The following is a 22,343-nucleotide window of genomic DNA, read 5'->3' as shown; positions in this document are numbered from 1 at the left end:
ACCGCCACCGACACATGCCGGCGGGCAGGTCAGTGGTGGATCAGCTGCGCGCGGCGCTCGCTGGGATCGTGGCCGGTCACCACCACGGTGGCCTACCGGTCGCGGATCTCTCTGTCGGGCAGCTGGGCCGGTACGGGCTGCTGGTCGGCTGGGTGGAACTCGGGCGGGAACGGTGCGGCGGCCTCGATCAAGCTCTGGTAAAGCTCCAGCCACCTGCCGTGGTTGAACGCGACCGCGGCGGTGATGCGCCCCTGGTAACCGTAGGCGGCCACGAACCGGCGCTCGGCCACCGAGCCCTGGGCGATGACGACCTGATCGGCGAAGGTCGGCACACCCACGGACTTGATGTTGGTGCCGAACTGCGCCGACCAGAACACCGGAGGCGACGCTGGTAGCGCAGCGCAGGGTCGACGCCGTGCTCGCGGTGCAGGTCGGGGGCCACCGCGCCGATCACCCCACCCAGGGCGCCGCCCAGGGGTGTCGGTCCGCGTTCGATCATCGTCACCGGCAGGTCTCTCCCCCGGCATGCCGAGGCGACCTCGCAACCGGTGAACCCCGCGCCGATGACCAGCACTCGCCGGGGCCGCCCGGCCAACCGCTGCTGCAGATCGGCGGCGTCGTCGCGAGTGCGCAGCACGAACACCCCGTCGAGAGCGGCCTCGGCCCGTTCGTCGCTGCGGGGCAGCCCGGTGTGATCCGGCGCAACCCACCCGCCCAGCACCTGTTTCGACAGCGGTGGACGGTCATAGGGCGGATACGGCTCATCGCCGATCATGGTCAGCGAGCCGGTGAAACCCTCCCGACGCAGCGTTGCCGCAGCGGCCAGTCCCGCCAGCGACGCACCCACGATCACGATGCGGCCACTGCGCCGCGGCGATCGTCGGATACCGCTGATCCAGCCATTCGGCGATCTTGTCCGGGTTCTTCTCATAGGCCTCCCGGATAGGCTTCTGCGGGGACAGACCCCCACGACCGCAGGTACTTCCCGATCGTGACCCGCGACAGGCCGATCCCGAACCAGCGTTTCACCAGCACGCCGACCTGCCCGCGCGTCCACACCAGCCCCGGCAACGCCAACTGGTCCGGATACTTGCCCAGCACCGCCCGCCGCACCCGCGCCTGCTGCCGCGCATTCAGCGCCTTCTGCTCACCAGCACGCCGACCACGTTTCCGTGCCGCCAAGGCCCGATTCCCGTTACAGCGGAACCCATTCACCCACCGCGACACCGATCGCAACCAACACCGAACGCCTCTGCCACCTCGACCTGACTCAATCCGGACTCCACAGCGGAAACCATCCTCCGCCGCAGATCCTCTTGCGACGCAGGGGAAAGCCGCCGAGCCTTGACCACAGTCATCTTCACACCATAACCAACACATGCGCTCGCGGTTGAAGCCATTTCAGCGTCATGCGTGTAACGCATACTCAGGGTTGTCGGCCGGGCAGGCAAGAAACTACGGGGGAACGTTTGGTCGCCGGCCGGTTACCTCCCTCTACCACAGCGTGGCCACAGTCCAAGTGGGCTGCACCCCCAGCGATGAGCCCGGCCTACACGACGAGGGCACAGTTCTAGCGCTAGTACATCCGCTGCGGACGCCGGGCCTCCAAGGCCGCGAACTGGGAAGGCCCGATCTGTCGCAGCTGTCGCACAGGGACGGTACCGGTTGCCACAGCGCCAACTTCGCGTGTCCATTGCCCATTCCCCTTGACTCCGGCGTCATTTCTGACAAAGACTCGACGATGCAGGCGGTCACAGGGGCCGATCGCCCAACTCGACCAGAGCAACGCCCATGAACCCGAGTGCTCATGGGCGTGCGGATGCCGGGCGGCATAGTGGAGCAGCCGGGATACTCGTTTCGACAAGCGGAGCGCGGCGGTTACACGGCTTGCCGGACCCGGGACTGAAAGTCGGCCGAAGCGCGGCCAACGGGAACCTCAGCAGAGCACGACCTGACACATACCGGCCCGCGACAGTCCGACCGGGCCGCCGACCAGCACAGCGAGCCCGGCGGATTGCGCCCACACGCTGCGGGTATCGGCGGACTCCTTACCTTCGCCTGCGGAAATACACAACCGCGCCTAATCGGCTGCTGGCTCATACCGCCACAAGGAGGTATGCATCGTGCACGACGCGGCCGTGGCGACAGTTCGCGTGGCCCTCCACGACACGGACGACCTCACCCGTGTCGGCCTGGCCAGCTGCATAAACCAGGACCGGCGACTCTCGCTGACCGAAACGGCCGACGCCGACGTCGTCGTTCTTGTCCAGGAAACCACTGGCTCATACATAATGGAGACTTTGCGCAGTTTGTCCTCCGGAGCCGCCAAGCACTTCCTGCTCATCGTGGACGGCGACTGGCGACCCTACATCTCCACCGCTGTGCAGCACGGCGTCCGCGCCATACTCTGGCGCGCCCGCTTCTCCCACACATCCTTCCTGCACACCATCCACGCAGTCAGCAACGGCGGCGGAGTCCTCCCTCCATCACTACAAGGCACGCTTTTGGACGAACACCAGCGCGTCCAACGCGACGTGCTCGCTCCCCTCGACCTGACCATGTGCGGACTCACCACCCGTGAGGTCGACGTCCTCCAGCTGATCGCCGAGGGCTTCGATCTCAAGGAGATCGCACAGAAACTGGCCTATTCCGAACGCACCATCAAGAACATCCTCTACCAGGTCATGGCGCGTTACGGGCTGCGCAACCGCGTACACGCCGTTTCCTTGGCGATTCGCTCGGGGCTCATCTGAACCCGCACCGCCCGATGCCCCGCAACCGGCCCCTCCCGAACCACGAGGCGGGTGCCCAGGAATGCGGGTCAGGGGCGTCCTGACGGCACCCGAAATCACCCTGTCCTTGACGTCAACGTTCAGGAGCCGACAGAGCGCAGTTCGCGTCTCCTACACCAACGGCAGCGGCTTCGAGCCGATGCAACGCATAACCCACCACTATGTCATCCGAGCCCGAGGCTTGATCCAGTGGTGCTGTCGCCACCCACAAAAACCCCCAAAGTCAAGCCAGGCGGCGTTGTTGCGGGATGATCGGGAAGATCCGCGCCGGGCTCGCACCGCGGAATACCAGAGGAGATCGGGCATGTCGAAAAGTGGCGGCTGGCTCTGGAGATCCTCGATGAACTGACCGAGCAGGCACTGGCACCGCCTAGCGTGGTCGCTGATGCCGGTTATGGCCAGACCGCCGCGTTCCGGCACGGCCTGACCACTCGTGGCATGGACTACGCCGTGGCCGTCCGGGCCGACGAGAACGCTCACCCGGCCGGCTTACGCAGCGTGTTGAACTAGGCGCGTGGATCGGGCTGGGGGTAGGGCCTGACTGGTCATTGCGCGAGGTCGTCGAGTTCGGCGAGGGCGTGTGGCAGTGCGTGGTGGAGCTTTTCGATGTCGGGCAGTGCTGTTCGGTTGGCAAGGAGCCCGATGTGGACGTTGTCACGGTAGGGACAGGCGGCGATGGACAGCGCGTGCCCGGCTGGCAGCGGCACCAGGGGGTAGAGCTGGTGCAGGCGGGCGCCGTCCAGGGAGACCTCCATGTCGGGCAGGGGCACGTTGGTGATCACGGTGTCGAATAGCAGGTGGGCGGCGTGTGCGGCGATCGGAGTGAGGAACTGCTGCAGCAGCGGTGGCAGTTGGGAGGCCAGCACGGGCAGTGCACCGGCGCCGCAGGTGGGCCCGTTGGACTTGTTGCGGCGCATGGAGCTTTGGATCAGTGCGAGCCTGGCGGAAGGGTCGGGCTCATGGACGGGTAGGTCGCAGAGGTAGGCGGAGAGCTGGTTGTTGCCCGAGTCGTTGGCCTGGCGGTGTTGGGCGGGAATGAGCGCGCGCAGGTCGAGCTCATCGACCGGGTGTCCCCGGCTGGCCAGCCACTGCCGCAGCGCTCCTGTGACAACGGTGAGCACGATATCGTTCGTGGTGCCGCCGTAGCGACGCTTGATGCGGCGAAGATCTGCTCGGGGCAAGGTGAGCATGTCGACGCGCTTGGCGACGGTGTGCGGCGCCGCCAAGGGTGAGCGGTGGGCCGGCCGAAGGTGGCCGAGCACGGACGTGGCGATCTCGACCGTCTCAGGCCGACGCAACACCTGCAGGAAGTCGCATGCGGCAGAGAGAGTCTCGTCGAACATCTGGCGCGCTTTCCCCGGGTTGCTCAGCATTGAGGCAGCGGAGCCGAGGTTACTCGGCGGGCTCGTGTGCTCGGGCGGGGTGTCCTCCGGGGTGAAGCCGTCCAGCAGGCCGAGGCCGAGCTCGACGGCACTCGCGCCATCGGCCAGCGCGTGGTGGAGCTTGACGAACACAGCAAAGCGGCCGCCCTCTAGACCCGTGATCACGTGGACTTCCCACAGCGGTCGGGAAACATCCAGCGGAGAACTCATGAGTTCGGAGACCAGCGTTTCCAACTCGGACTCCCCGCCCGGGTAGGGCAGGTGGTGCGCGACTACGTGGTTTTCCGCGTCGAAGCCGGGCTGGGGTTCCCAGTGGGCGTGGCCGGGTACCAGCCATGATTTGTTGACGCGCAGCCGCAGGCGAGGTTGACGTGAGGCCCGGTCGGCGATCAGCTCTACCAGCCGTGCTCCCTCGACCGGCCGACCAGGTCCGAAGACCGCGACGCCGCCAAGGTGCATAGGCGTGAGCTCCCGCTCCAGGCACAGGAACACCATGTCCAACGCGCTGATAGTCTGCCTCGCCATTCCCTACCCCACACCGTGATCGTTTCTGCCGTTGCGACCTGTCAAACAGTGCTCGTTGCTGCTCTGAGCCCGCTACCGGAGGACACTTTCGTGGGAGTCCGCACATGATCCTGGGATCGTCACTCAGATGGGTGTGTCGGAAAGTGGTCGCGAGCAACCTCGTTGTGAAACTCCCGTGTTGGCCGACAGAGGCTCATCCCGCAGTCGTCGTTGTAGCCAGGGCGATCTCGTCGTACATCCCCGATGCTGACGCAGCCGTCATGCGGTAGCCCTACACGATCTCGCGCTGGTCTCCTCGGTGCTCCGCAAGATCGTGGCCTGACGAGCTCGCACTTCCCGTGGCTAGTCTCGCTCGACATGGACCCTGGACGGACTGCAGGACTGTGGCCCGTTGATGGCGGCTTCGATCACGGCGATTTCCACGGCGGATGGGCGCTGTCAATGAGCCGTTGATCTTCGCCGACGGCCGCAGGCCTTCGGGGACCGCGCCTGCGCAGGTTCGTCGTTCCAGCGTGTCGCACAGAGCGTCCATACTGATCGCTGCCACCCCGGGCGGCAGGTCGCGCTGTGCCGGCAGGCGGCCGACTCGACCTCCTGGCAGCCGCTCGCCCGGATCCCCGTTCCGCACACGAGTGCCGCACTCGACGACGTGTCATGGCACGGGACGCACACCGCTGCGCGCATCGTTGACCTCCGTGACCGCCGAAGTGTTGCGGAGGTGGCTTCGTGGGCGCGGTGGCCAGCCCTGATGAACCGCGCTGTTCCCGGCTCGCGGCGGTCATGTCGGTGTGAGATAACTGCGGTTGGGTGGTGGGCGAGGCCAAGCGGGGCAAGAGCACGATCATCGGCGCCCTGCTGGGCCGAGATGTCCCGACCGTCGGCTCACTTCGCTAACCGCGCTGGCGACGTAGGCCATGGTGGGCTACACCACGCGGTCGTACACCTCGCCGACGGGCGAGCCGACGCCGCTGTCGACGCTCGGGGAGTACGTCACCGAAAAGGGGGAACCTCGACAACCGGCGCGGCATCTCCCGCGTCGCGGTCCGTATGGATGCGCCCTCACTGGCCGCCGAAAACCTCGGCAGCGGCGGCGAGTCTGAGCGGAAAACCCGCCGGGTGCAGTTCACCGCTCATGCGGAGGTACTCACCTTCGTGCTCGACAAGCTGGCGTCCTTCGAACACGGCGGCGGCGTCGAGTCGTACCTGACTCCTGGTGACCTTCGCCGAGCCCGGCCGACCAGAGGGGGTGACATCAATGATCCTGCGTTCAGTGGCAAGTCTTTCTGTCACCGGTGTCGGTGTCGTGATCGGCACTTCGCTAGCAGTAGCTGATCAACTTGGAACCGCGGTTCAAGCGGCCGGAGGGGCCGTGAAATCCGCGTCAGGCGCAGCGGCACCGGCAGCTCGAGCGAGAGACGTCGTGCGTGACGCGACCGTGCCACGCACACACCCAGCAGTTTGGCACCGGGACGGGTGGGTGCACGTTCCCCTCGCCACACGCGGCACGGACGGTGGGGAGGTACCGAAGCGCGAAGTTGAGGCGATAGCACAAAAACTTGCCGGCCATTCGAATGTGCGCTTGGCGTACTGGAACCCTGGCTTGCAACGCCTGGTAGTTCAGTGCGTCGACGACGCGGCCACGGACCAGGCCGTTGACACCATCGCCGCAGCTGCGAAACAAAGCGGCTTGACCATGCGGGAGCAAGACGGCACCCGGCCGGCACACCCGGGAGATCTCAGTGATGTCCGGATCGCCGCCATGACAGTCGCGCTCAACACCGTTGGAGTGACCACCGCGGTGGTAGGTCGGATGCTTCTGCTACCGCCGCTACCCCGCTGGGTCAAAGCCGCAAACGTGCTGCTGCGAGAGCATCCGGTGGCGCGCAGAACGCTGCGTCGAGCAGCGGGGCGGCGTGGTTCGGAGATCCTGAGAGCCACCGTCCATGCCGCAGTGAACGGCCTCGGTCAGGAGCCCGTGACACTGCTGTTGGATACGGTGTTGCGGGCGAATCAGTTGGCCGAGGCGGCGAATCGGGTGGCTGCTTTTCACGCCATGCACGATGAGCTCTGTGCCCCATCGCGGGGCAGTGCTCCGGCACCACCACGGCGGCAACGGCCATCGCGAGAGTCGGCATCGGAGATCTACAGCAGAACGATAGTCAACGCCGGACTGCTCGCGGCTGCGGCCAGCTGGGCGGTGGCGCCCAACATCAGCGTGGCAGCCCAGACGGTGTCGGCAAGCTCGCCCCGGGCGGCCCGATTCGGGCCGAGCGCGTTCCAAGCAGAGCTGGGCCGGTGTCTGGCCCAGGAGGGTGTGCTGGTGCGCGCCCCTGAGCGGATGCGGTTGCTGGCCACGGTCGACACCGTGGTGCTGCATCCGAGCGCCCTATCTGGAAAACGTCGCGTCGTGTGGGATGTCCAGCCCACCGCCGATGGATGGAGCCGGCAACGGCTGTGGCAGGCGGCGAGCGCCGTGCTGTCGCCTGTCGAATCGTCGGGCTCCTCCTCAAAGGCGCGGATGCGACTGTCCCGCCTGCCCGATCTTGCGGAGACGGACTGGGTCACGGCGACAATCGACGGGACGACAGCGGGCCGGGTGTTGGTCAGCTGGGAACTCGATCCGCTCGCTGACGCTGTGCTGCGCGCTGCGCACCAGGCGAACCTGCGGGTGGTGCTGGCGGGAGACCCGGGCCGTCCGGAACTGGCGGCACTGATCGATGAGGCCACCAGCCACTCTCTGGCCGAAACGGTGCACCACCTTCAGGACGACCACCACGTGGTGCTCGCTATCGCCTGCCCGACCGCGCACAACTCCGGTGCGAAGGCCCCATCGGATGTGGTCCAGGGACTGGCGAACAGCGACATCGCGCTCGCCATCGCACACGACGACGGCTTGGTCGCCTGGGACGCGGACCTGCTCGCCAGCAACGGATTGCCCGGCGTGTGGCGGATTTTGACCGCGCTTCCCGAAGCCCGGCACACCGAGATCTCCGCCACGAGGTTGGCCAAAGCAAGCGCCGCAGTCGCCGGACTCCTACTGCTCACCGGCCCTACCGGCGGTCTGCTCTGGCGGCGTCTCACACTGGGACTCGCGATCAGCCCAGTCAATCTCGCCGCCGCCAGTGCCCTGGTTATCGGCTGGCTAGCCGCGCGGCGAGTCGCCTCACAAGCCCGTCCCACAACAACGACCGCAAGCCCTAACGAGCTAACTACCACAGTGGACAGTGACATGTGGACCTCAACTGACGAGTGACTGCTACGGCGTGGGCGGTCTCTGATCAGCCTGCGAGACCGGCGATGCGGTAGTCCCCGGTTGTTCACTCATCGGCTACGAACTCGGAGAATACAATGCGAGCGACCAACAGATCCGCATGAATCGCACAGACAACAAGAACACAACGACGAGCAAGCCCCTCCCAGTGGCACAGCAACTGGTCAGCTCATCGTCAACCTGCTCTGGCAACTCATCGAAGCGATACTCACCGCTGACAAAACGGCAGGTCATGCGCCCGCCTGGACGGTCGCAGGATACCCGCGATCACGTCCTCGCCTGAAAGACGGCCACCACACCAACGTCAGGCGATGTTCACACCGCCGCGGATGCCACAGTCATGTCACCGTCGTGGGACCTCATACGCAACACAGCCCCTGCCGGCGACGACCACCGGAGGGGCTGTGACCTGCATAAACTGCGCCTGGCGCACGCAGTGAAACCGCGTGCACAAGTCCACCTGATCTGAGCGCCATCGACGCACCAGCGGCTCATTCGCACCGGGACCATTCGGCGACCGGACTACTCCGAGGCCGTACCGCCGGCACGCTGTGCGACCGCAACCCCCACACCGATCGCCGCCGCCACCGGCCACTCGATCATCGACAACGCAGCCAGCACTCCCAGACCACCATAGAAGGCCATCATCTGACCGGACGGCAGATAGCCCCGAACCGTCTCCGCCGCACCAGTAAGATCATCGCGGGTCGGAATGTAGTGATCGGGGCGGTGGAACTCCGCCGTCACACCGGGAAGGTTCACCGTCGTCCCGCCAGCATCTGATGGCGTCATCTCCGCGCCCGCTGGTTTCCGCTGCTTGGTAGCCATGATTCGCTCCTCCCTAGGGCAGCCTCATGCGACATGGTCAGCCCCGCACGGCATCGAACTGGCCCGAACCGGACCAGACGAACAGCACGATGTTACGCCTGGATACGACGAAACGCCCCACGCCGAGTTGTTGGGGTCTTGGACTCGCTGCCACAACAGCCTCCTTCAGGCGCGGTGTTGCAACAACATTGATGCGCGCGGTGTCAACGCCTGGGCAGCGCCGACAAGCCCGAATGCCGGGCTGTGCATCACGCGCTGGCCGACGTGACTGCCCCGGACGCCCGGCGATTGTGCGTTGTAGGGCCGGGCTGGTGGTGCGTATCAGGTAGCAGCGAACGGACATCATGCCGCGTTTAGGTGACACTGCTTGCGTTCACGGCCAGCGACGCACGTGAAGCCGTAGGTGGCCAGTGTGTTCGCCCGCACGTGTTCGCTTGTTGGTGTTCCGCTCGGACGAGGTCCACAAACAGCTACATCCTGGTTCCCCTATCTCGTCCGTTGTGGATTGTTTTCACTTGAACGGGGTGCATGCCTGCATTCGAGTCTTCAATGGACCTTCACGGAAGTAGTCTCGAGGTTTACTCGTTGCCAAATCTGATAGGAGCGTCGTGGCTGCTAGAACCCAGAACGCGAAGTCTGAAGCTGGAACCTCCGGTGGGTCCCGTGGCGACCGCTCACAGAGCGCATCGGGGAAGACCAGTCGCCCGCAGGCTGCGACCGTGAAGCTGCCGTTCGTGACAGCGGAGTTTCGTCGTCCGGAAATGCACATTCCTGGGCAGGAGAATGTCGCAGGCGTGGTCAACACCGTGCGGAAGAACCTTCCCCCACCCGGGCAGCTGGCCTATTACGGCGTTCTGGGGGCACTGGCGGCATTGTCGCTGATCGAATGGCCGGTGGCGGCCGCGATCGGTGTCGGTACGGTGGTCGCGCAGCGGGCCAGTGAGGGAACCTCGGGTTCAGCACCGGCGAGGTCCGGGGCTCGCTCGGACCGCACCAGCGCGTGACCGCGCTTGGTGGGTTGAGAGCTCTGGCGTCGCACCTCGCGGCGCCGGCGGTGGTCGTCGCGCGCGGCGTCTTGGGTGGCGGCGATAGTCGGCGGGCGTGGGCCGCGGACGGTCGCGCGCACATCGAGGTGCGGGGCGTGCACGAGCCGGGGTCCGAATCGGCGGCCGAGCAAATCACCGATCGGCTCACGCAGCTGCCCGGTGTGCGGTGGGCCGAGGTCAACGCGGCGCTGGGCCGAGTGATCATCGGGCACGCCCCGGAGGCGGTCGAGCTCGCTGAATTGGTCAGCGCGGTGGAAGAAGCCGAGCAGGCCAGCGGTATGGGCGAGCGTCCTCGCCGCGAGGCTGGCACGGTGCGGCCGGGCGATGTCGCCAGGGTGTTCGGCAACACGGTGGTGATGGGGGCGAACCTGGCGGGCTTGGGTTATGCCGTGGCGGCCCGCTGGCTGCCGGTACCCGCCGTGCCGCCGTCCATTCCGGCGTTGGTCTCCACCGCTGACTCCGTGCAGAAGATCCGGGGTGCCGTCCAGGCTCGGGTGGGCTGGACGGCCACGGATCTGCTGTTCGGTCTCGGGGGCGCCGCAGCGAATGCCTTGGCGCAGCGGCCGACGACCTTGCTGGCAGACGCCACGCATCGGTTCTGCTTGGTGCGGGAGTCCCAGGCGGTGCAGCGAAGCTGGGCGCGGCGGGAAGCGGAGTTCGGGGACCGCCCCGAGTTCCACCGGTGCGAGCCTGTCGACGTGGGCTCCCGCCCGGCACCCCTGCCCAATGGACCGATCGAGCGGGTGGCGAACACCTCGGCGGTGGCCGGGCCCGCAGCCTTCCTGGGAACCCTGGCAGTGACACGGAGTCTGCAGCGGGCACAGGGCTTTCTGGTCGCGGGAGTGCCGCGAGCGGCCGGGCTGGGCCGGGATGCGTTCGCAGCACAGCTCGGGATCGCGGTCTCCGAGCGTCATGCGCTGGTGCTCGATCCACGAATCCTTCGCAGATTGGACCGGATCGACACGGTCGTGATCGACGCGGGCGCCGTGCAGACCGGAACTCAGCGTGTGTGCGACGTGATTCCGCTCAACGGTGAGGTCGACATCGCGAGGTTGTGGGAGCGGGCGCACGCCTTGGTCGGTGTGGTGGTGCACGCGGACGCGAAACGCGACGGCTGGGCGCTGTCACAACTGGGCGACGCAGATCTGTCGCACGTGGAGCGGGAAGGCGCGTTCCGGCAGGCGGCCGGTCCGGGGGTGCACACCTGCGCGCTGAACCGGGATGGGCACCCGGTTGCCATCGTCGAGGTCGAGGAGGAACTGGCGTCCCTGACCGACGAGCTTCTCACCGCGGCCCGTGAGGTGGGCTCGGTTGTGCTCGCTGGAGCAGACCCACGGCTTGCGGGGCAATTCGATGTCGATCGCATCGCGCCTGCCGGCACGGGCCTCGCGACGCTCGTGCGGGAGTTGCAGGCCGACGGCCACGGCGTCGCCGTGGTCTCGAGGCGTAGTCGTGCGGGCCTGGCCGCCGCCGATCTCGGAATCGGCGTCACCGGCCACGGGCCGCCCCCGTGGGGCGCGCACCTGATCACTGGTCCCGGCTTGGGCGAGGCGTGCGCCCTGCTGCGGTTGATCCCCACCGCGCGCACCGTCAGCCGACGCAGTGCCCAACTCGCCGTCATCGGCTCGGCCAGCGGCGCCGTGCTGGCCGCGCTCGGGCCTGCCGCGGGAAGCCAGGCCCGCGCGGCGGTGCCCGTGTCCACCTGTGCGCTCCTGGCCCTCGGCGCCGGTGCGTATTGGGGCATGCAAGCGGGGCGACGCCCGGTACCGTCCGACACCGCCCGCACGCCCTGGCACGCCATGTCTCCGTCCACGGTGCTGGAACTGCTCGGCAGCTCACCGAACGGCCTGACCGACGACGATGCGCAGCAGCGCGCACTCGAACGCCAGGACCACTCACAGCCGGGCCGGACCAGCCTGATGCTCGCGAGCCTGGACGAGTTGGCGAGCCCGCTGACACCCGCGTTGGCCGGTGGGGCGGGGATCTCCGCCAGCATCGGAGCGACCGCCGACGCGATCATCATCAGTGGCGTGCTGGGGTTGAACGCGCTGATCGGCGGCGTGCAACGGGTCAGCGCCGACCGCGCCTTGCGCAAACTCCTGGATGCCACCGCTATCCCGGTCGCATTGCGCCGCAAGGACAAACGCACCCGCGTGCCCGCCGACGAACTCGTACCCGGCGACGTCATCGACCTGGTGGCAGGCGACGCCGTCCCCGCGGATTGCCGCCTGCTGGAAGCCGACGGGGTCGAGGTCGACGAGTCCAGCCTGACCGGCGAATCCCAGCTCGTGGCCAAGACCACCGCCACCACACCCGCGGCCGCGGTGGCCGACCGGCACTGCATGCTCTACCAGGGCACCGCGATCGCAGCCGGACGCGCCGTCGCAGTCGTCGTCGCCACCGCAGAAGCCACCGAAGCCGGCAGCGCGGCAGGCACCGACGACGCCCCGGACCGTCCCGGCGGGGTGGCGGCGCGCTTGCGGACCCTGACCAAGGTCACCGTACCGATCTCGATCGGCGCCGGAGGCCTGCTGCTGGTCGCGGACCTGATCCGGCGTCAGCCCATCGGCGCGGCCCTGGGCCGAGCGGTGAGCCTGGCCGTCGCAGCAGTACCGGAGGGCCTGCCCTTCGTCGCCACCGTCGCCGAGCTGGCCGCAGCCCGGCGACTGTCGAAACGCGGTGCCCTCGTGCACAATTCCTCGACGATCGAGGCACTGGGCCGAGCGGACGTGCTGTGCTTCGACAAAACCGGCACCCTCACCGAAGGACGCATCGCCCTGCGCGGGGTATCCGATGGATCCACCACCCGCGACATCGCAAATCTATCCACAGTGGACAGAAAGATCCTCGCCGCCGCACTGCGCGCCAGCCCGGCAGCACAAGACGGTGAAATCCTGCCGCACCCCACCGACCGCGCAGTCGTCAACGGGGCCCGCGACCTCTGCGTACAGCCCAGCGAAGGCACCGCAGGCTGGCAGCTCGTCGAAGAACTCCCCTTCGAACCCTCGAGGGGCTACCACATGGTGCTCGGACGAGTCGGCAGCGACCACCTGCTGAGCATCAAAGGCGCCCCGGAGGTCGTGCTCGCCCAGTGCACCCACTGGCGCCGCGACGACGTGGACCTAGCCTTCGACGACGACGCACGCCTTGGTGTGGAGAAGGAATTCGACCGGTTGGCCCGCCAGGGATACCGCGTGCTGGCCGTCGCCGAACGGCCCGCCACCGGCCGCCGCGACCTCGACGACTCCCGCCTGCGCAACCTCCGCCTAACGGGCCTGATCGCCCTGGCCGACCCGGTCCGCCCCACCGCAGCCGCCGCAGTGGACCAACTGCAGCAAGCAGGCGTACAGATCATCATGATCACCGGCGACCACCCCAGCACCGCCGAAGCCATCGCCGCCGAACTCGGCATCCTCAACGACCACCAGGTCATGACCGGCACCGAACTCGACGCCCTCGACGACGACGAACTGGCCGCCAAGGCCGCCAACATCGCGGTTTTCGCCCGCACCACCCCAGCACACAAGGCACGTGTCGTCCAAGCACTGCAGCGCACCGACCGCGTCGTCGCCGTCACCGGCGACGGCGCAAACGACGCACCCGCGATCAGAATCGCCGACATCGGCATCGCGCTCGGCGAACGCGCCACACCCGCCGCCCGGGAAGCCGCCGACGTCGTGGTCACCGACGACCGCATCGAAACGATCGTGGACGCCATCGTCGAAGGACGCGCCATGTGGGCCTCGGTGCGCGACTCCCTGGCCCTGCTGCTGGGCGGCAACCTCGGCGAAATCCTCTACATCGTCGCCACCGGCCTGCTCACCCCCGGCGGCTCGATGAACGCCCGCCAAATGCTGCTGGTCAACCTCCTCACCGACGTCATCCCGGCCATGGCGATCGCAGTACGCCCCCCACCGGAAATCACGCCCGAGATGCTCCTGGAGGAAGGGCCCGACGCCTCCCTCGGCGCCGCACTGCACCGCGACATCTACCGGCGCGGCATCATCACCGCCGCATCCGCGTTCACCGCCTGGGTCCTCGGCCGCGCCACCGGAACCCGCCGACACGCCGACACCGTCGCGCTCGTCGCACTCGTCGGCGCCCAACTCGGCCAGACCCTGGTCATCCGCGGACGCACCCCACTGGTCGTGGCCGGTGCGCTCGCGTCCATGGCGGCACTGGCCGCCATCGTGCAAACCCCCGGCCTCAGCCACTTCTTCGGCTCCACACCCCTACTGCCCCACGGCTGGGCCATCGCCCTGGGCTGCACCATCGCCGCCAGCGCCGCCGGCCTCGTCCTCCAGCCGCGGACACGCAGCCAGCAGGCCATGCGGTCAGAATCCGACAACATCGTCGAGACCGTGGCCGATCACCACCACGCCGACCCGGAAACCACAACCCACGATCACGATGGCTGCGAAGATCGAGCGCTTTGCCTCACACGTGGGCGAACGCCGGTCCGGGCCGACCGCACGCAACCGGACCAACACGACCGCCCCACCAGCCGAGACGATGCCAACGGGCAGCCGCCGGAGCGGGTGCCGTCCCTTGTCCTCGGGGAAGATACGCCGGAACGGTCTTGACCATGCGCCCAGCCACGGCTGAAGCAGCGCAGTCGAATCGTTGGCGAGAGGACACCGCCACAACTGAAGACCCGACAGCCGTCGATCTTGCCCTCGCGCCCCCTATCCCGGTCCGGGTAGGCACTCGCAGGAAATCCGCTCGCGTGCTATTGCCGGGTTCGCAGTCTTTCCTGCGCGCGTCGGCGTATGAGGATCGACAGGAAGTCCCCTATGGTGGCTTGCGGTACCAGCTCGGCGGCGGCGGTGTTGATCGCGTGCAAGATCTGTCCGGGCTGTGCGTCGGGGAACTGGCCGGACAGTTCTTCTCGTACCAGGTCCAGTTCTCGTTGAAGCCGCGCGTGATCGATCCCCATCATGGGTTCACCGCCCGTCGGCTGGAGGCAGGCGCTGTCGCCGCTGGCGAGTCGTCCACCGTTCTCGGCGCTCCCACGTCTTGCCCGCTCGAAGTTGTCCCGAGTCGGGCCCGACGACGGCTGCGGTGAAGGGATCTTGGCGCTCACACATGGCGGTTCACCATTGTTGGAGCAGGAGGCTGATGGCGGTGGCGGCGGTCGTTGCGCCCGCGGCGATCATCCAGCCGTGCGGGAGTAGCGGGCTGGACCCGAAGAATTGGCTCAGCCCGGGCGTCTGGACGACGGCGGCCAGTGCCACGAACGAGACAAGCGCACACCCCACGACCAGTGGTGTCCGTCCGCGCACGACCAGGGTCTGTCCGAGCTGGGCGCCGACCAGCGCCACGAGTGCGACCGTGTTGGCCTGGCGCAGGGTCCCGGTCGCCCTGCCCAGGATCCACGCACAGATGGCGGCCCCGGCGGTGACCGCGGCGCGGCGGTAGATGTCGTGGGTCAACGCGGCGCCCAGCGAGGCTTCGGGGCCCTCGGCCAGCAGCATCTCGGCGGTGATCGTCGGTGGTGGTCGCACCGCGATCGCCATCGCCGGGAGGATGTCGGTGAGCAGGTTGACCAGCAGCAGCTGCCGGGCGTTGAGGCTGCCCCCGCCGTTGATCAGACCGGTGACGACGGTGAAGCCGATCTCGCCGAGGTTGCCGCCGAGCAGGAGGGCCAGCGAGTCGCGCACCGATGCCCACATGGCGCGGCCTTCCACGATGGCATCGACGATGGTCTCGATGCGGTCGTCGGTGACCACGAGGTCGGCGGCCTCGCGCGCCGCGGGGGTTGCGCGCTCCCCCAGCGCGATGCCGATGTCGGCCAACCGGATCGCCGGGGCGTCGTTGGCGCCGTCCCCGGTCACCGCGACCACACGGTCGTTGCGCTGCAGGGCGTCGACGATGCGCGCCTTCTGCGCCGGGCTGACCCTCGCGAACACCGCGACGGTGGGCACTTCCGCCGCCAGTTGGTCGTCGTCGAGGGTGTCCAGTTCGGTGCCGGTCATGACGCGGCGCTCGTTGAGCGCGTTGAGTTCGGCGGCGATCGCCTCGGCGGTGCTGGGGTGATCGCCGGTGACCATCACAACCTCGACACCTGCCTGCTGGAGCTGCGCGACCGCGGCAGCCGCGGTGGGCCGTACCGGGTCGGCCAGCGCGACGAATCCGATCAGCCGCAGATCCCGGATCCGGGACTCGTCGAGATCACTACGGTCCGAGGCGGCCCGCTCAGCGACAGCCAGCACTCGGTAGCCCTGCCGGGCGAGGTTTTCGGCAACGCGCTCCACACCTCGACCAGCGGTGCCCTCCATCGGCACGTCGCCGTCTGGTCTGCGCCACCGGGTGCACTGGGCCAGCACGATCTCCGGGGCACCTTTCACACTCAGCAGATTGCCGTCGCTCCAGGTGCCGAGCACCGCGTGGTAGCCGCGGGAGGGCTCGAAGGGCATCTCGTCGATCGGTACCCAGCCCTCCTTGCCTTCGGCCGGGTGCACTCCCGCGCCGCGCGCGCCATCGACGACCGCGCGATCGGTGGGATGCGGGAGCAGTTCTCCGTTCTCCACCAACGGACTTGCCCGCAAGGCACCCGCGAGCACTCGGCGTTGCACTGTGGATATGTCTTCGAGCCACCGGCTCGACGCGCCGTCGGATACCCGCCGCAGCGCGATGCGCCCTTCGGTGAGGGTGCCGGTCTTGTCGAAGCACAACACCTGCGCCCGGCCCAGAGCCTCGATCGTCGCGGAGTTACGCACCAATGCCCCGCGTTTCGACAGCCGCCGGGCCGCCGCGAGCTCGGCGACGGTGGCAACGAACGGCAATCCCTCGGGAACGGCCGCCACCGCCAGGCTCACCGCCCGCCCCAGCGATGTCCCCAATGGACGCCCGCGCAGTATGTCCGTGACGAGCAGAATCCCACCTGCTCCCAGGCAGATCGGAATCGTCACCTTGGCCAGCGTCTGCAGGCGCGCCGCGACACCATCGGCACCTCGCCGGGCGTCGGACCCGATCGCGCTGCCGGCCTCGGTGTTCGCGCCGGTCGCGACCACGACACCCACCGCCCGCCCGGCGGCGACCGCGGTGCCGCGGTAGATCATGCAGGTCCGGTCCGCGACCGGCACCGCCGGAGTCGCCGTCACTGTCTTGGTGACCAACATCGACTCGCCGGTCAGGCTCGACTCATCGATCTCCAGCCCTTCCGCCTCCAGGAGCCGGCAGTCGGCCGGAACAGCATCCCCGGCCACCAACTCCACCACATCGCCGAGCACGAGCTGGTCAGCGGGCAACTGCGTCACGTTTTCCTTGCAGCGCACCACAACCCGAACAACACTGGCCTCCAGCAGCTTGTTCAACGCACGGTCGGCAGTGATGCGTTGCACGCCGCCGATCAACGCGTTCATTCCCAGCACGCCCAGGATGATCGTCGCGTCCGCAACGGCACCGATGCTCGCCGAGATCGCGGCCCCACCCGCCAAGGCAGGCGTCAGCGGGCTCGCCAGCTCCTCCAGCGACGCCCGCAGCAAACCCATCCGGCGGAAGTCCGCTCCTTCGTCGTGACCCGGGAAACGCTGGTGCGCCGCATCACCGGTCAGGCCCTCCGGTGAACTGTCGAGCAGTTCCAGCACCGTGCCAGGCGCCATCGCATGCCAAGCAGTGCGCGGCACGGCACGCGGAACCGGACGCCACGCAGCCTGCATCCCCCACCACGTTCCCGCCCCCAGCGCGATCGCCGCACACACCGCCACCGGAATTCCAGCACGGGCCTGACTACCGATAGCGGGCCCGAACGCGGCTAGCGCCGCCCCGCTGACCGAACCGATCAACGACAGCTGCGCGCTGCGCCTGCTGACATGACGCGCGGTCGACACGTTACGCAACAACGCACACGGCTCCCCCAGGCTCGCGCCCGCGATCAGGTGCGCACCCCACGGAACCTCACCATCACGGGTCACACCGAAACCGGCATCCGCAGCCGCCAACGCCGCTCGCGCCTCCGAGGACACCACCGCAACGACGCTGCCCTCCCGCTGCATCTCTCGCACAGCCGAAGCAAGCCGCACCCCACCCGCAACCACGCGATCAACACCGATCCGCGCCGCCAACCGGCCCCCATCCCCAGCGACGACCACCGACCCGACCCCGCGAGCTGCCGCGACCAACTCCTCCGCGAGAGGATCCAATTCCTCGGCCGCAAGGACCCACGCAACCCTGCGCGAATCGTGGCGCAGCGCGAACACCTCAATTCCGGGCCCCGCCACGCTACGCACATCAGGGGGCAACCGCGACCGAGCCACCGAAGACAGCGACCAACCCTCACGCTGCGTGCCATCCGCCTTGGTCACGCCGACCAAGTGGTGCGCACGTTCCCACAGCTCGACGGCCGCGTGATCGCCGTCCGCGGGAATCACGTCATGCACCAGCCGAGCACCGGTGCGCAGAACGCCGGCGTCGATCACCACCGTGTCGACCCGGTCCAACCGCCGCAACACCCGGGGTTCGAACACCAGAGTCGTCCGCTCGGACAACCCGTACCCAAGCTGTGCCGCGAACGCGCCCCGGCCCACCTGAGCCGCGCGCGGCGCGCCCGCGACCAACATCGCCTGCGCACGCTGAAGGCTCCGCGTCACCCCGAGCATGCCCGCGAACGCCGCCGGCCCGGCGAGAGCCGAACCGTTCGCGGCGCGCTCGACCGGGCCGTCGGGCAACGGCACAGGGCGCGCCATGACCGCCACCGGCTTGCTGCGGTGACTCACGGGATGCGTGCCGACGCCGGCTTCCCACCGAGCCCAGCTACGCTGCGCGGTCTGCGTCTCCCGCAACAGAAAGAACCGGTACGCCGATTCCGCCAGCAAACTCGCCGGACGCTGCGCGAGCGTGTTCGCCATCGCACTGCTGAGCCCGAACAGCACATCGGTGGCGGTCTTCCCGATCCGCGTTTCCAGCGGCGCTCGGACCCGGGAGACCGACTCACCGGTCGACACCAGTGCCGGAACAGACGGCGGCAGCGCGGGCAGCGGCAGCATCCGGGCCCCCATCGCGATCGCAGCGCCAGTCAAGTTCGCCCCCAGCACCGTCGCCTCGGCGATCACCTTCGCCGGATTGTCCGGATGGCTCGCGCTGACCGCGGCGAACGGTTCCTCGTCCAGCCCGAATGCCGCCTCGGCATCCTCCACCGCGCCCACCAGCTCGGCGATCCCCACCAGGTCCGGATCGTGCCCGATGACCACCCGCCCCACGGCGGCGTTGATCTCGACCCAGGCAACGCCCGGCACCTTCTCCAGTCGCCGGACGATCCGCTCGCCCGCTTCCTCGCTCCCCGGCCGGTGAACACCGCGCACCTCTACGTGCGCACGCCCATCCGACGCCCAAGCCCGCCGCCCGCTCCCCAAGCCCGCGACGCTCCTCGCGGCGGCCGCCACCGGAGCCACGATCTGCGAGGCCAACGCGCCCAAGGTACGCAGCATCGAACACCCTCAACCGTCCGACGCGCAGCCGGCCAACGCCCGTGGCACCCTCGCGCCGGTCGCCTCCACAACCGGCCATTCGAGCACCCAACCGTCCCGCACCGCGCGGGCCGCGTCCTCCCCACTACACGGCACGCAAACATCCGGCCGACGGAACTCCGCCGCGACGGGCAGGCCGACCGTCTCAGCCCGCGACCGCGCCCCTCGTCGCTGCGCGCCTGCACCAGGCGTTGTGTTCTGCGCTGTCCTAGCCACGCCTGCCTCCCGCGCACAGATACCGTGGTGAGTCCGAGCGTAGAACCGGCGAACGGAAAGCGAACCTCGAAACAGCCATACATCCGTCATCCCGGTGGCCCGCGAGCCGATCAACAACACCGACGGGCTTCGCCCCGCTGTCCGACCCGCCAACACGCCAGTAGTCCCAGCAGTGTTGGAATCGTGTTCTCTTGCGGGCTAAAGACATCGACGCGGCTATGGTCTGCGCCTCGGCGCTGTCGTCGCTACGGTGAGCGCCGTGCTGTCGCTGGTGGGACTGACCGTCGCCGCCTTGTCGCCAGGGCTCGGCAACTTCGCAACGGCGATCGCCCTCGGCCTGCTGGGCGTCGACGCACGACTGCGACTGAAGGTCGCGTGTGTGTTCGGGTTCTTCGAGACGGCGATGCCGCTGCTGGGCCTCGCGCTGGGTCAGCAGGCCGTACTTCGCTTCGGCGGGGTCACGACCACTGCCGGCGCGATCCTGCTGGGCCTCACCGGGTTCTACACCGTCGTCTCAGCGGTGCGTGCACGATCCAATCCGGGAAGAACCGAGCTCCACACGTGGGGACTGCTTCAGCTTTGCCTCGTCGGGGCCGCCCTCAGCGTCGACAACCTGATCATCGGCTTCGCCCTGGGCACCTATCACACCGCTATCGTCCTGGCGGCCATCATCATCGGCACCGCAAGCGTGGCTCTGTCGCTGCTCGGTCTGGAACTCGGAGCGCATCTCAACGCCCGATTCGGTCAACGCCTCAGCAAGCACAGCGAACTACTCGCAGGAGTCGTCCTCCTCGCAATCAGCGCCGGAATTGGCCTAGGGATGATCTGACCACCCAACCCGGCTGGTCGCGCCAGAGCCCTTTCGGCGGGCGTTGCACCTGCCAGGCTGCCTACTCTTATTGGTGTGCCGCGGCAATCGGAGTACTACCACAACCCGAACGCCCCCTTGGCCAACTCACTGGCACCCACCTTATCACCGTGCTGACCGACGTGCGAGCGGTCGACATCGGCCGTTCCCCGGCACCGCGACGGCACCTTCGAGCCGACGATCGTGCACGACATCGAAGTTGTCTACTTATCCCGCACGGTTGTCATCACTGTGGTCGGTTTCCATTCACCTTGTGCGCGGGAGAGTTTCATGTCGCACTCCTAGCCTGCTGATCATGGTCAGGCAAGCTGCGGACGCGGCCGCTACCCGCACCGGCGAGCAACGAAATCGTTGCGATGATCACTGATGAGCGAGGGAACATGCAGGGCAAAATACTTTTGAATGAAGCACTCCACGCCTATCAAGACGTAGGCAGAGCCGACGCGCCTCCCATTATCGTCGTCCACGGGGGACGTGGCGCTTCATACTATTCCAATGGGGTTTTTTCATCCTGTTTGTTCTGGTGGTGGGGGGTTGACGGGGTGGGGCAGGGCAAAGGCAAGATCACTGTGTGTTGCGCCCTGCAACTTGGAGTGACAGGAGGGGGAGTGTTCGTGTGCGGTCCCTGCTGATCCATTCGGTTGTCCGGCGGATGTCGTTGTGTCCAGTTATGCGAAGCATCGATATTGCGGTATTCCGTAATGTTGCCAGTATATGGGCACCGGTCCCGGTATAGATTTGTTGTGCGTCTTCGTGGTATGTCGTGTCACGGACGTGATGGCTTTTGTTTTCTATTCCCCAGTGGTCGCGGACTTGGTCGTGTAGGTCTTCGGCGGTGACTGTGGTGGTGTTCTGGCTGGTGATGATCCAGGCGCGCTCTTTGCTGACGAGTTCTCCGGAAAAAGTTGTTTCTTCTCGTTTGACGCAGGCTACGGAACGCGCGTGTGGGAAATCGATTCCGCCGGCGTCGGTAATCCAGGTAGTCCAGCGGCGTATCCGGCCGTGGGTGTCATCGACGACGACATGATGCGGTGTTTTCCGCAAGAGCGGAAGAACGCGGTCGAATACCTTTTCCTTAAGCACCGCTTGATTTCCCTTTACTGTCATGACGTAGTCGAATCCGCGTTCGCCGGCAATGTATTCGGCGGTCTCTCGCTGGGTGTGCGCGGCGTCCATGGTGACCACCACACGGCCGTCCACACCGCGGGAGACACCGTCGAGCAGGACCGTGACCTGGGTGATTTCGTTGGTTCCCGGAGGAACGGCCACTTGGGCGACGGTGACACCATCGCAGTGGATCATCGCGGAGAACAGCGTGAACGACTCGTGATCCCCGATCCACGAACCGCGCAGCACTTTGCCGTCGATAGCCAGCCGCAACGTGCCGCCCGGGATAGGCCGGGCATGACGCAGCAGCCACGGCCCGATCAGTCCTTCCAGCTTCGCTACATCGACATCTTCCAGCGCGCGCCGGATCGTGGACGTATCCGGGACACGGAAAAAGCCGCGGAACCAGCACCATCGTCCACCTATTTTCCGCAGTAACGACGCCGGCAGATCGGCGACCTGGTCGGCGATCTGCCGGAAATTCGACGCGCCCGCCAGCACAGCGATCAACGACGCCGCGAGAAGGAACGCCAAACTATACACGCGGCCCTTCCGCTTACGGCGATCCGGCACCTTGCCGAGCAACTTCATCAGTTCCGCCAGATCGGCATCGTCACCGCCGGCGCTACCCGGAAACGACGCCCATGACGAGCCATGAGAAAATGACAACGGATGGCCTTCTTCTGGAGTTTGGTTATTTCGCAATCTCCATGATCCCAGAAGGAGGCCATCCTCCATTTCCCGGCCCAGCACGCCAACCCGGCCGGCAACCCTACGAGCTGAGTTGATCACTCAGCGCGATCTTGCCTTAGCCCTGCGGGGTGGGGTGGGGTGTGTGTGG

General features: G+C 67.3%; 15 protein-coding genes and 2 pseudogenes. 6 read left to right on the top strand and 11 right to left on the bottom strand.

The window, feature by feature from the left end:
• Nucleotides 1–92: 92 nt before the first annotated feature.
• From DL519_RS45795 to DL519_RS06385, 4 genes and pseudogenes are all read right to left on the bottom strand, one after another.
• The gene (locus DL519_RS45795) at nt 93–377 is read right to left on the bottom strand and encodes an oxidoreductase C-terminal domain-containing protein (protein WP_223838508.1); all 285 of its coding nucleotides are present in this window, start codon (nt 375–377) and stop codon (nt 93–95) included.
• Between the two features lie 86 nt (nt 378–463).
• Nucleotides 464–847 (bottom strand): annotated as a pseudogene (locus tag DL519_RS49725) (FAD-dependent oxidoreductase); the annotation flags it as partial.
• A complete protein-coding gene (locus tag DL519_RS49720; protein WP_397545039.1) occupies nt 762–944 on the bottom strand; it encodes a hypothetical protein in 183 nt (60 codons plus the stop codon). The pseudogene DL519_RS49725 and the gene DL519_RS49720, both read right to left, overlap by 86 nt.
• On the bottom strand, nt 928–1,182 hold the full coding sequence (locus tag DL519_RS06385) for a hypothetical protein (RefSeq protein ID WP_190813292.1): 255 nt from the start codon (nt 1,180–1,182) through the stop codon (nt 928–930). The genes DL519_RS49720 and DL519_RS06385 overlap by 17 nt, the downstream gene beginning before the upstream one ends.
• A 941-nt stretch (nt 1,183–2,123) precedes the next feature.
• Between DL519_RS06385 and DL519_RS06380 the strand changes: the two genes are divergently transcribed.
• Both DL519_RS06380 and DL519_RS06375 read left to right on the top strand, forming a co-directional pair.
• On the top strand, nt 2,124–2,753 hold the full coding sequence (locus DL519_RS06380; protein WP_190813291.1) for a response regulator transcription factor: 630 nt from the start codon (nt 2,124–2,126) through the stop codon (nt 2,751–2,753).
• Between the two features lie 321 nt (nt 2,754–3,074).
• Nucleotides 3,075–3,275, top strand: a pseudogene (locus DL519_RS06375) (transposase); the annotation flags it as partial.
• Between the two features lie 62 nt (nt 3,276–3,337).
• Here DL519_RS06375 and DL519_RS06370 read toward each other — a convergent pair.
• Together DL519_RS06370 and DL519_RS06365 are read right to left on the bottom strand one after the other, a co-directional pair.
• Nucleotides 3,338–4,699 carry a wax ester/triacylglycerol synthase family O-acyltransferase gene (locus tag DL519_RS06370; protein WP_190813290.1) on the bottom strand — a complete coding sequence of 454 codons (1,362 nt, stop codon included), beginning with the start codon at nt 4,697–4,699 and terminating at the stop codon, nt 3,338–3,340.
• Nucleotides 4,700–5,758: 1,059 nt separating this feature from the next.
• Nucleotides 5,759–5,989, bottom strand: a complete 231-nt coding sequence (locus DL519_RS06365; protein ID WP_190813289.1) for a hypothetical protein — start codon at nt 5,987–5,989, stop codon at nt 5,759–5,761.
• Nucleotides 5,990–6,674: 685 nt separating this feature from the next.
• Between DL519_RS06365 and DL519_RS06360 the strand changes: the two genes are divergently transcribed.
• Nucleotides 6,675–7,952 carry a hypothetical protein gene (locus DL519_RS06360; RefSeq protein WP_190813288.1) on the top strand — a complete coding sequence of 426 codons (1,278 nt, stop codon included), beginning with the start codon at nt 6,675–6,677 and terminating at the stop codon, nt 7,950–7,952.
• Nucleotides 7,953–8,492: 540 nt separating this feature from the next.
• Here the strand turns inward: DL519_RS06360 and DL519_RS06355 are convergent.
• Nucleotides 8,493–8,798: a hypothetical protein gene (locus tag DL519_RS06355; protein ID WP_190813287.1), complete on the bottom strand. Its 306-nt coding sequence runs from the start codon at nt 8,796–8,798 to the stop codon at nt 8,493–8,495.
• A 719-nt stretch (nt 8,799–9,517) separates the two neighbouring features.
• Here DL519_RS06355 and DL519_RS06350 point away from each other — a divergent pair.
• Both DL519_RS06350 and DL519_RS06345 read left to right on the top strand, forming a co-directional pair.
• On the top strand, nt 9,518–9,802 hold the full coding sequence (locus DL519_RS06350) for a hypothetical protein (RefSeq protein WP_190813286.1): 285 nt from the start codon (nt 9,518–9,520) through the stop codon (nt 9,800–9,802).
• Nucleotides 9,799–14,427 carry a cation-translocating P-type ATPase gene (locus DL519_RS06345; RefSeq protein ID WP_190813285.1) on the top strand — a complete coding sequence of 1,543 codons (4,629 nt, stop codon included), beginning with the start codon at nt 9,799–9,801 and terminating at the stop codon, nt 14,425–14,427. The genes DL519_RS06350 and DL519_RS06345 overlap by 4 nt, the downstream gene beginning before the upstream one ends.
• A gap of 146 nt (nt 14,428–14,573) precedes the next feature.
• Here the strand turns inward: DL519_RS06345 and DL519_RS06340 are convergent, their stop codons facing one another.
• The 3 genes from DL519_RS06340 to DL519_RS06330 form a co-directional block, all read right to left on the bottom strand.
• Nucleotides 14,574–14,783 (bottom strand): three-helix bundle dimerization domain-containing protein, encoded by a 210-nt coding sequence (locus DL519_RS06340; RefSeq protein WP_190813284.1) that lies wholly within the window; start codon nt 14,781–14,783, stop codon nt 14,574–14,576.
• 154 nt (nt 14,784–14,937) lie between these two features.
• Nucleotides 14,938–19,272, bottom strand: a complete 4,335-nt coding sequence (locus DL519_RS06335) for an HAD-IC family P-type ATPase (protein WP_190813283.1) — start codon at nt 19,270–19,272, stop codon at nt 14,938–14,940.
• Between the two features lie 9 nt (nt 19,273–19,281).
• Complete coding sequence (locus DL519_RS06330; RefSeq protein ID WP_190813282.1) at nt 19,282–19,527, bottom strand: hypothetical protein; 246 nt, start codon at nt 19,525–19,527, stop codon at nt 19,282–19,284.
• A gap of 250 nt (nt 19,528–19,777) precedes the next feature.
• Here DL519_RS06330 and DL519_RS06325 point away from each other — a divergent pair, with 250 nt between their 5' ends.
• A complete protein-coding gene (locus DL519_RS06325; protein ID WP_223838507.1) occupies nt 19,778–20,356 on the top strand; it encodes a manganese efflux pump MntP in 579 nt (192 codons plus the stop codon).
• Between the two features lie 603 nt (nt 20,357–20,959).
• On the opposite strand, the gene DL519_RS06320 is transcribed toward DL519_RS06325, so the two are convergent.
• Nucleotides 20,960–22,294, bottom strand: coding sequence for an ISAs1 family transposase (locus DL519_RS06320; RefSeq protein WP_190813280.1), 1,335 nt, complete (start codon nt 22,292–22,294; stop codon nt 20,960–20,962).
• Nucleotides 22,295–22,343 lie beyond the last annotated feature (49 nt).

The sequence above is a fragment of the Saccharopolyspora pogona genome, from assembly GCF_014697215.1.
Classification (GTDB): domain Bacteria; phylum Actinomycetota; class Actinomycetes; order Mycobacteriales; family Pseudonocardiaceae; genus Saccharopolyspora; species Saccharopolyspora hattusasensis.
Note: the sequence above shows the minus strand (reverse complement) of the source record. Positions and strands in the feature narration are given on the sequence as shown.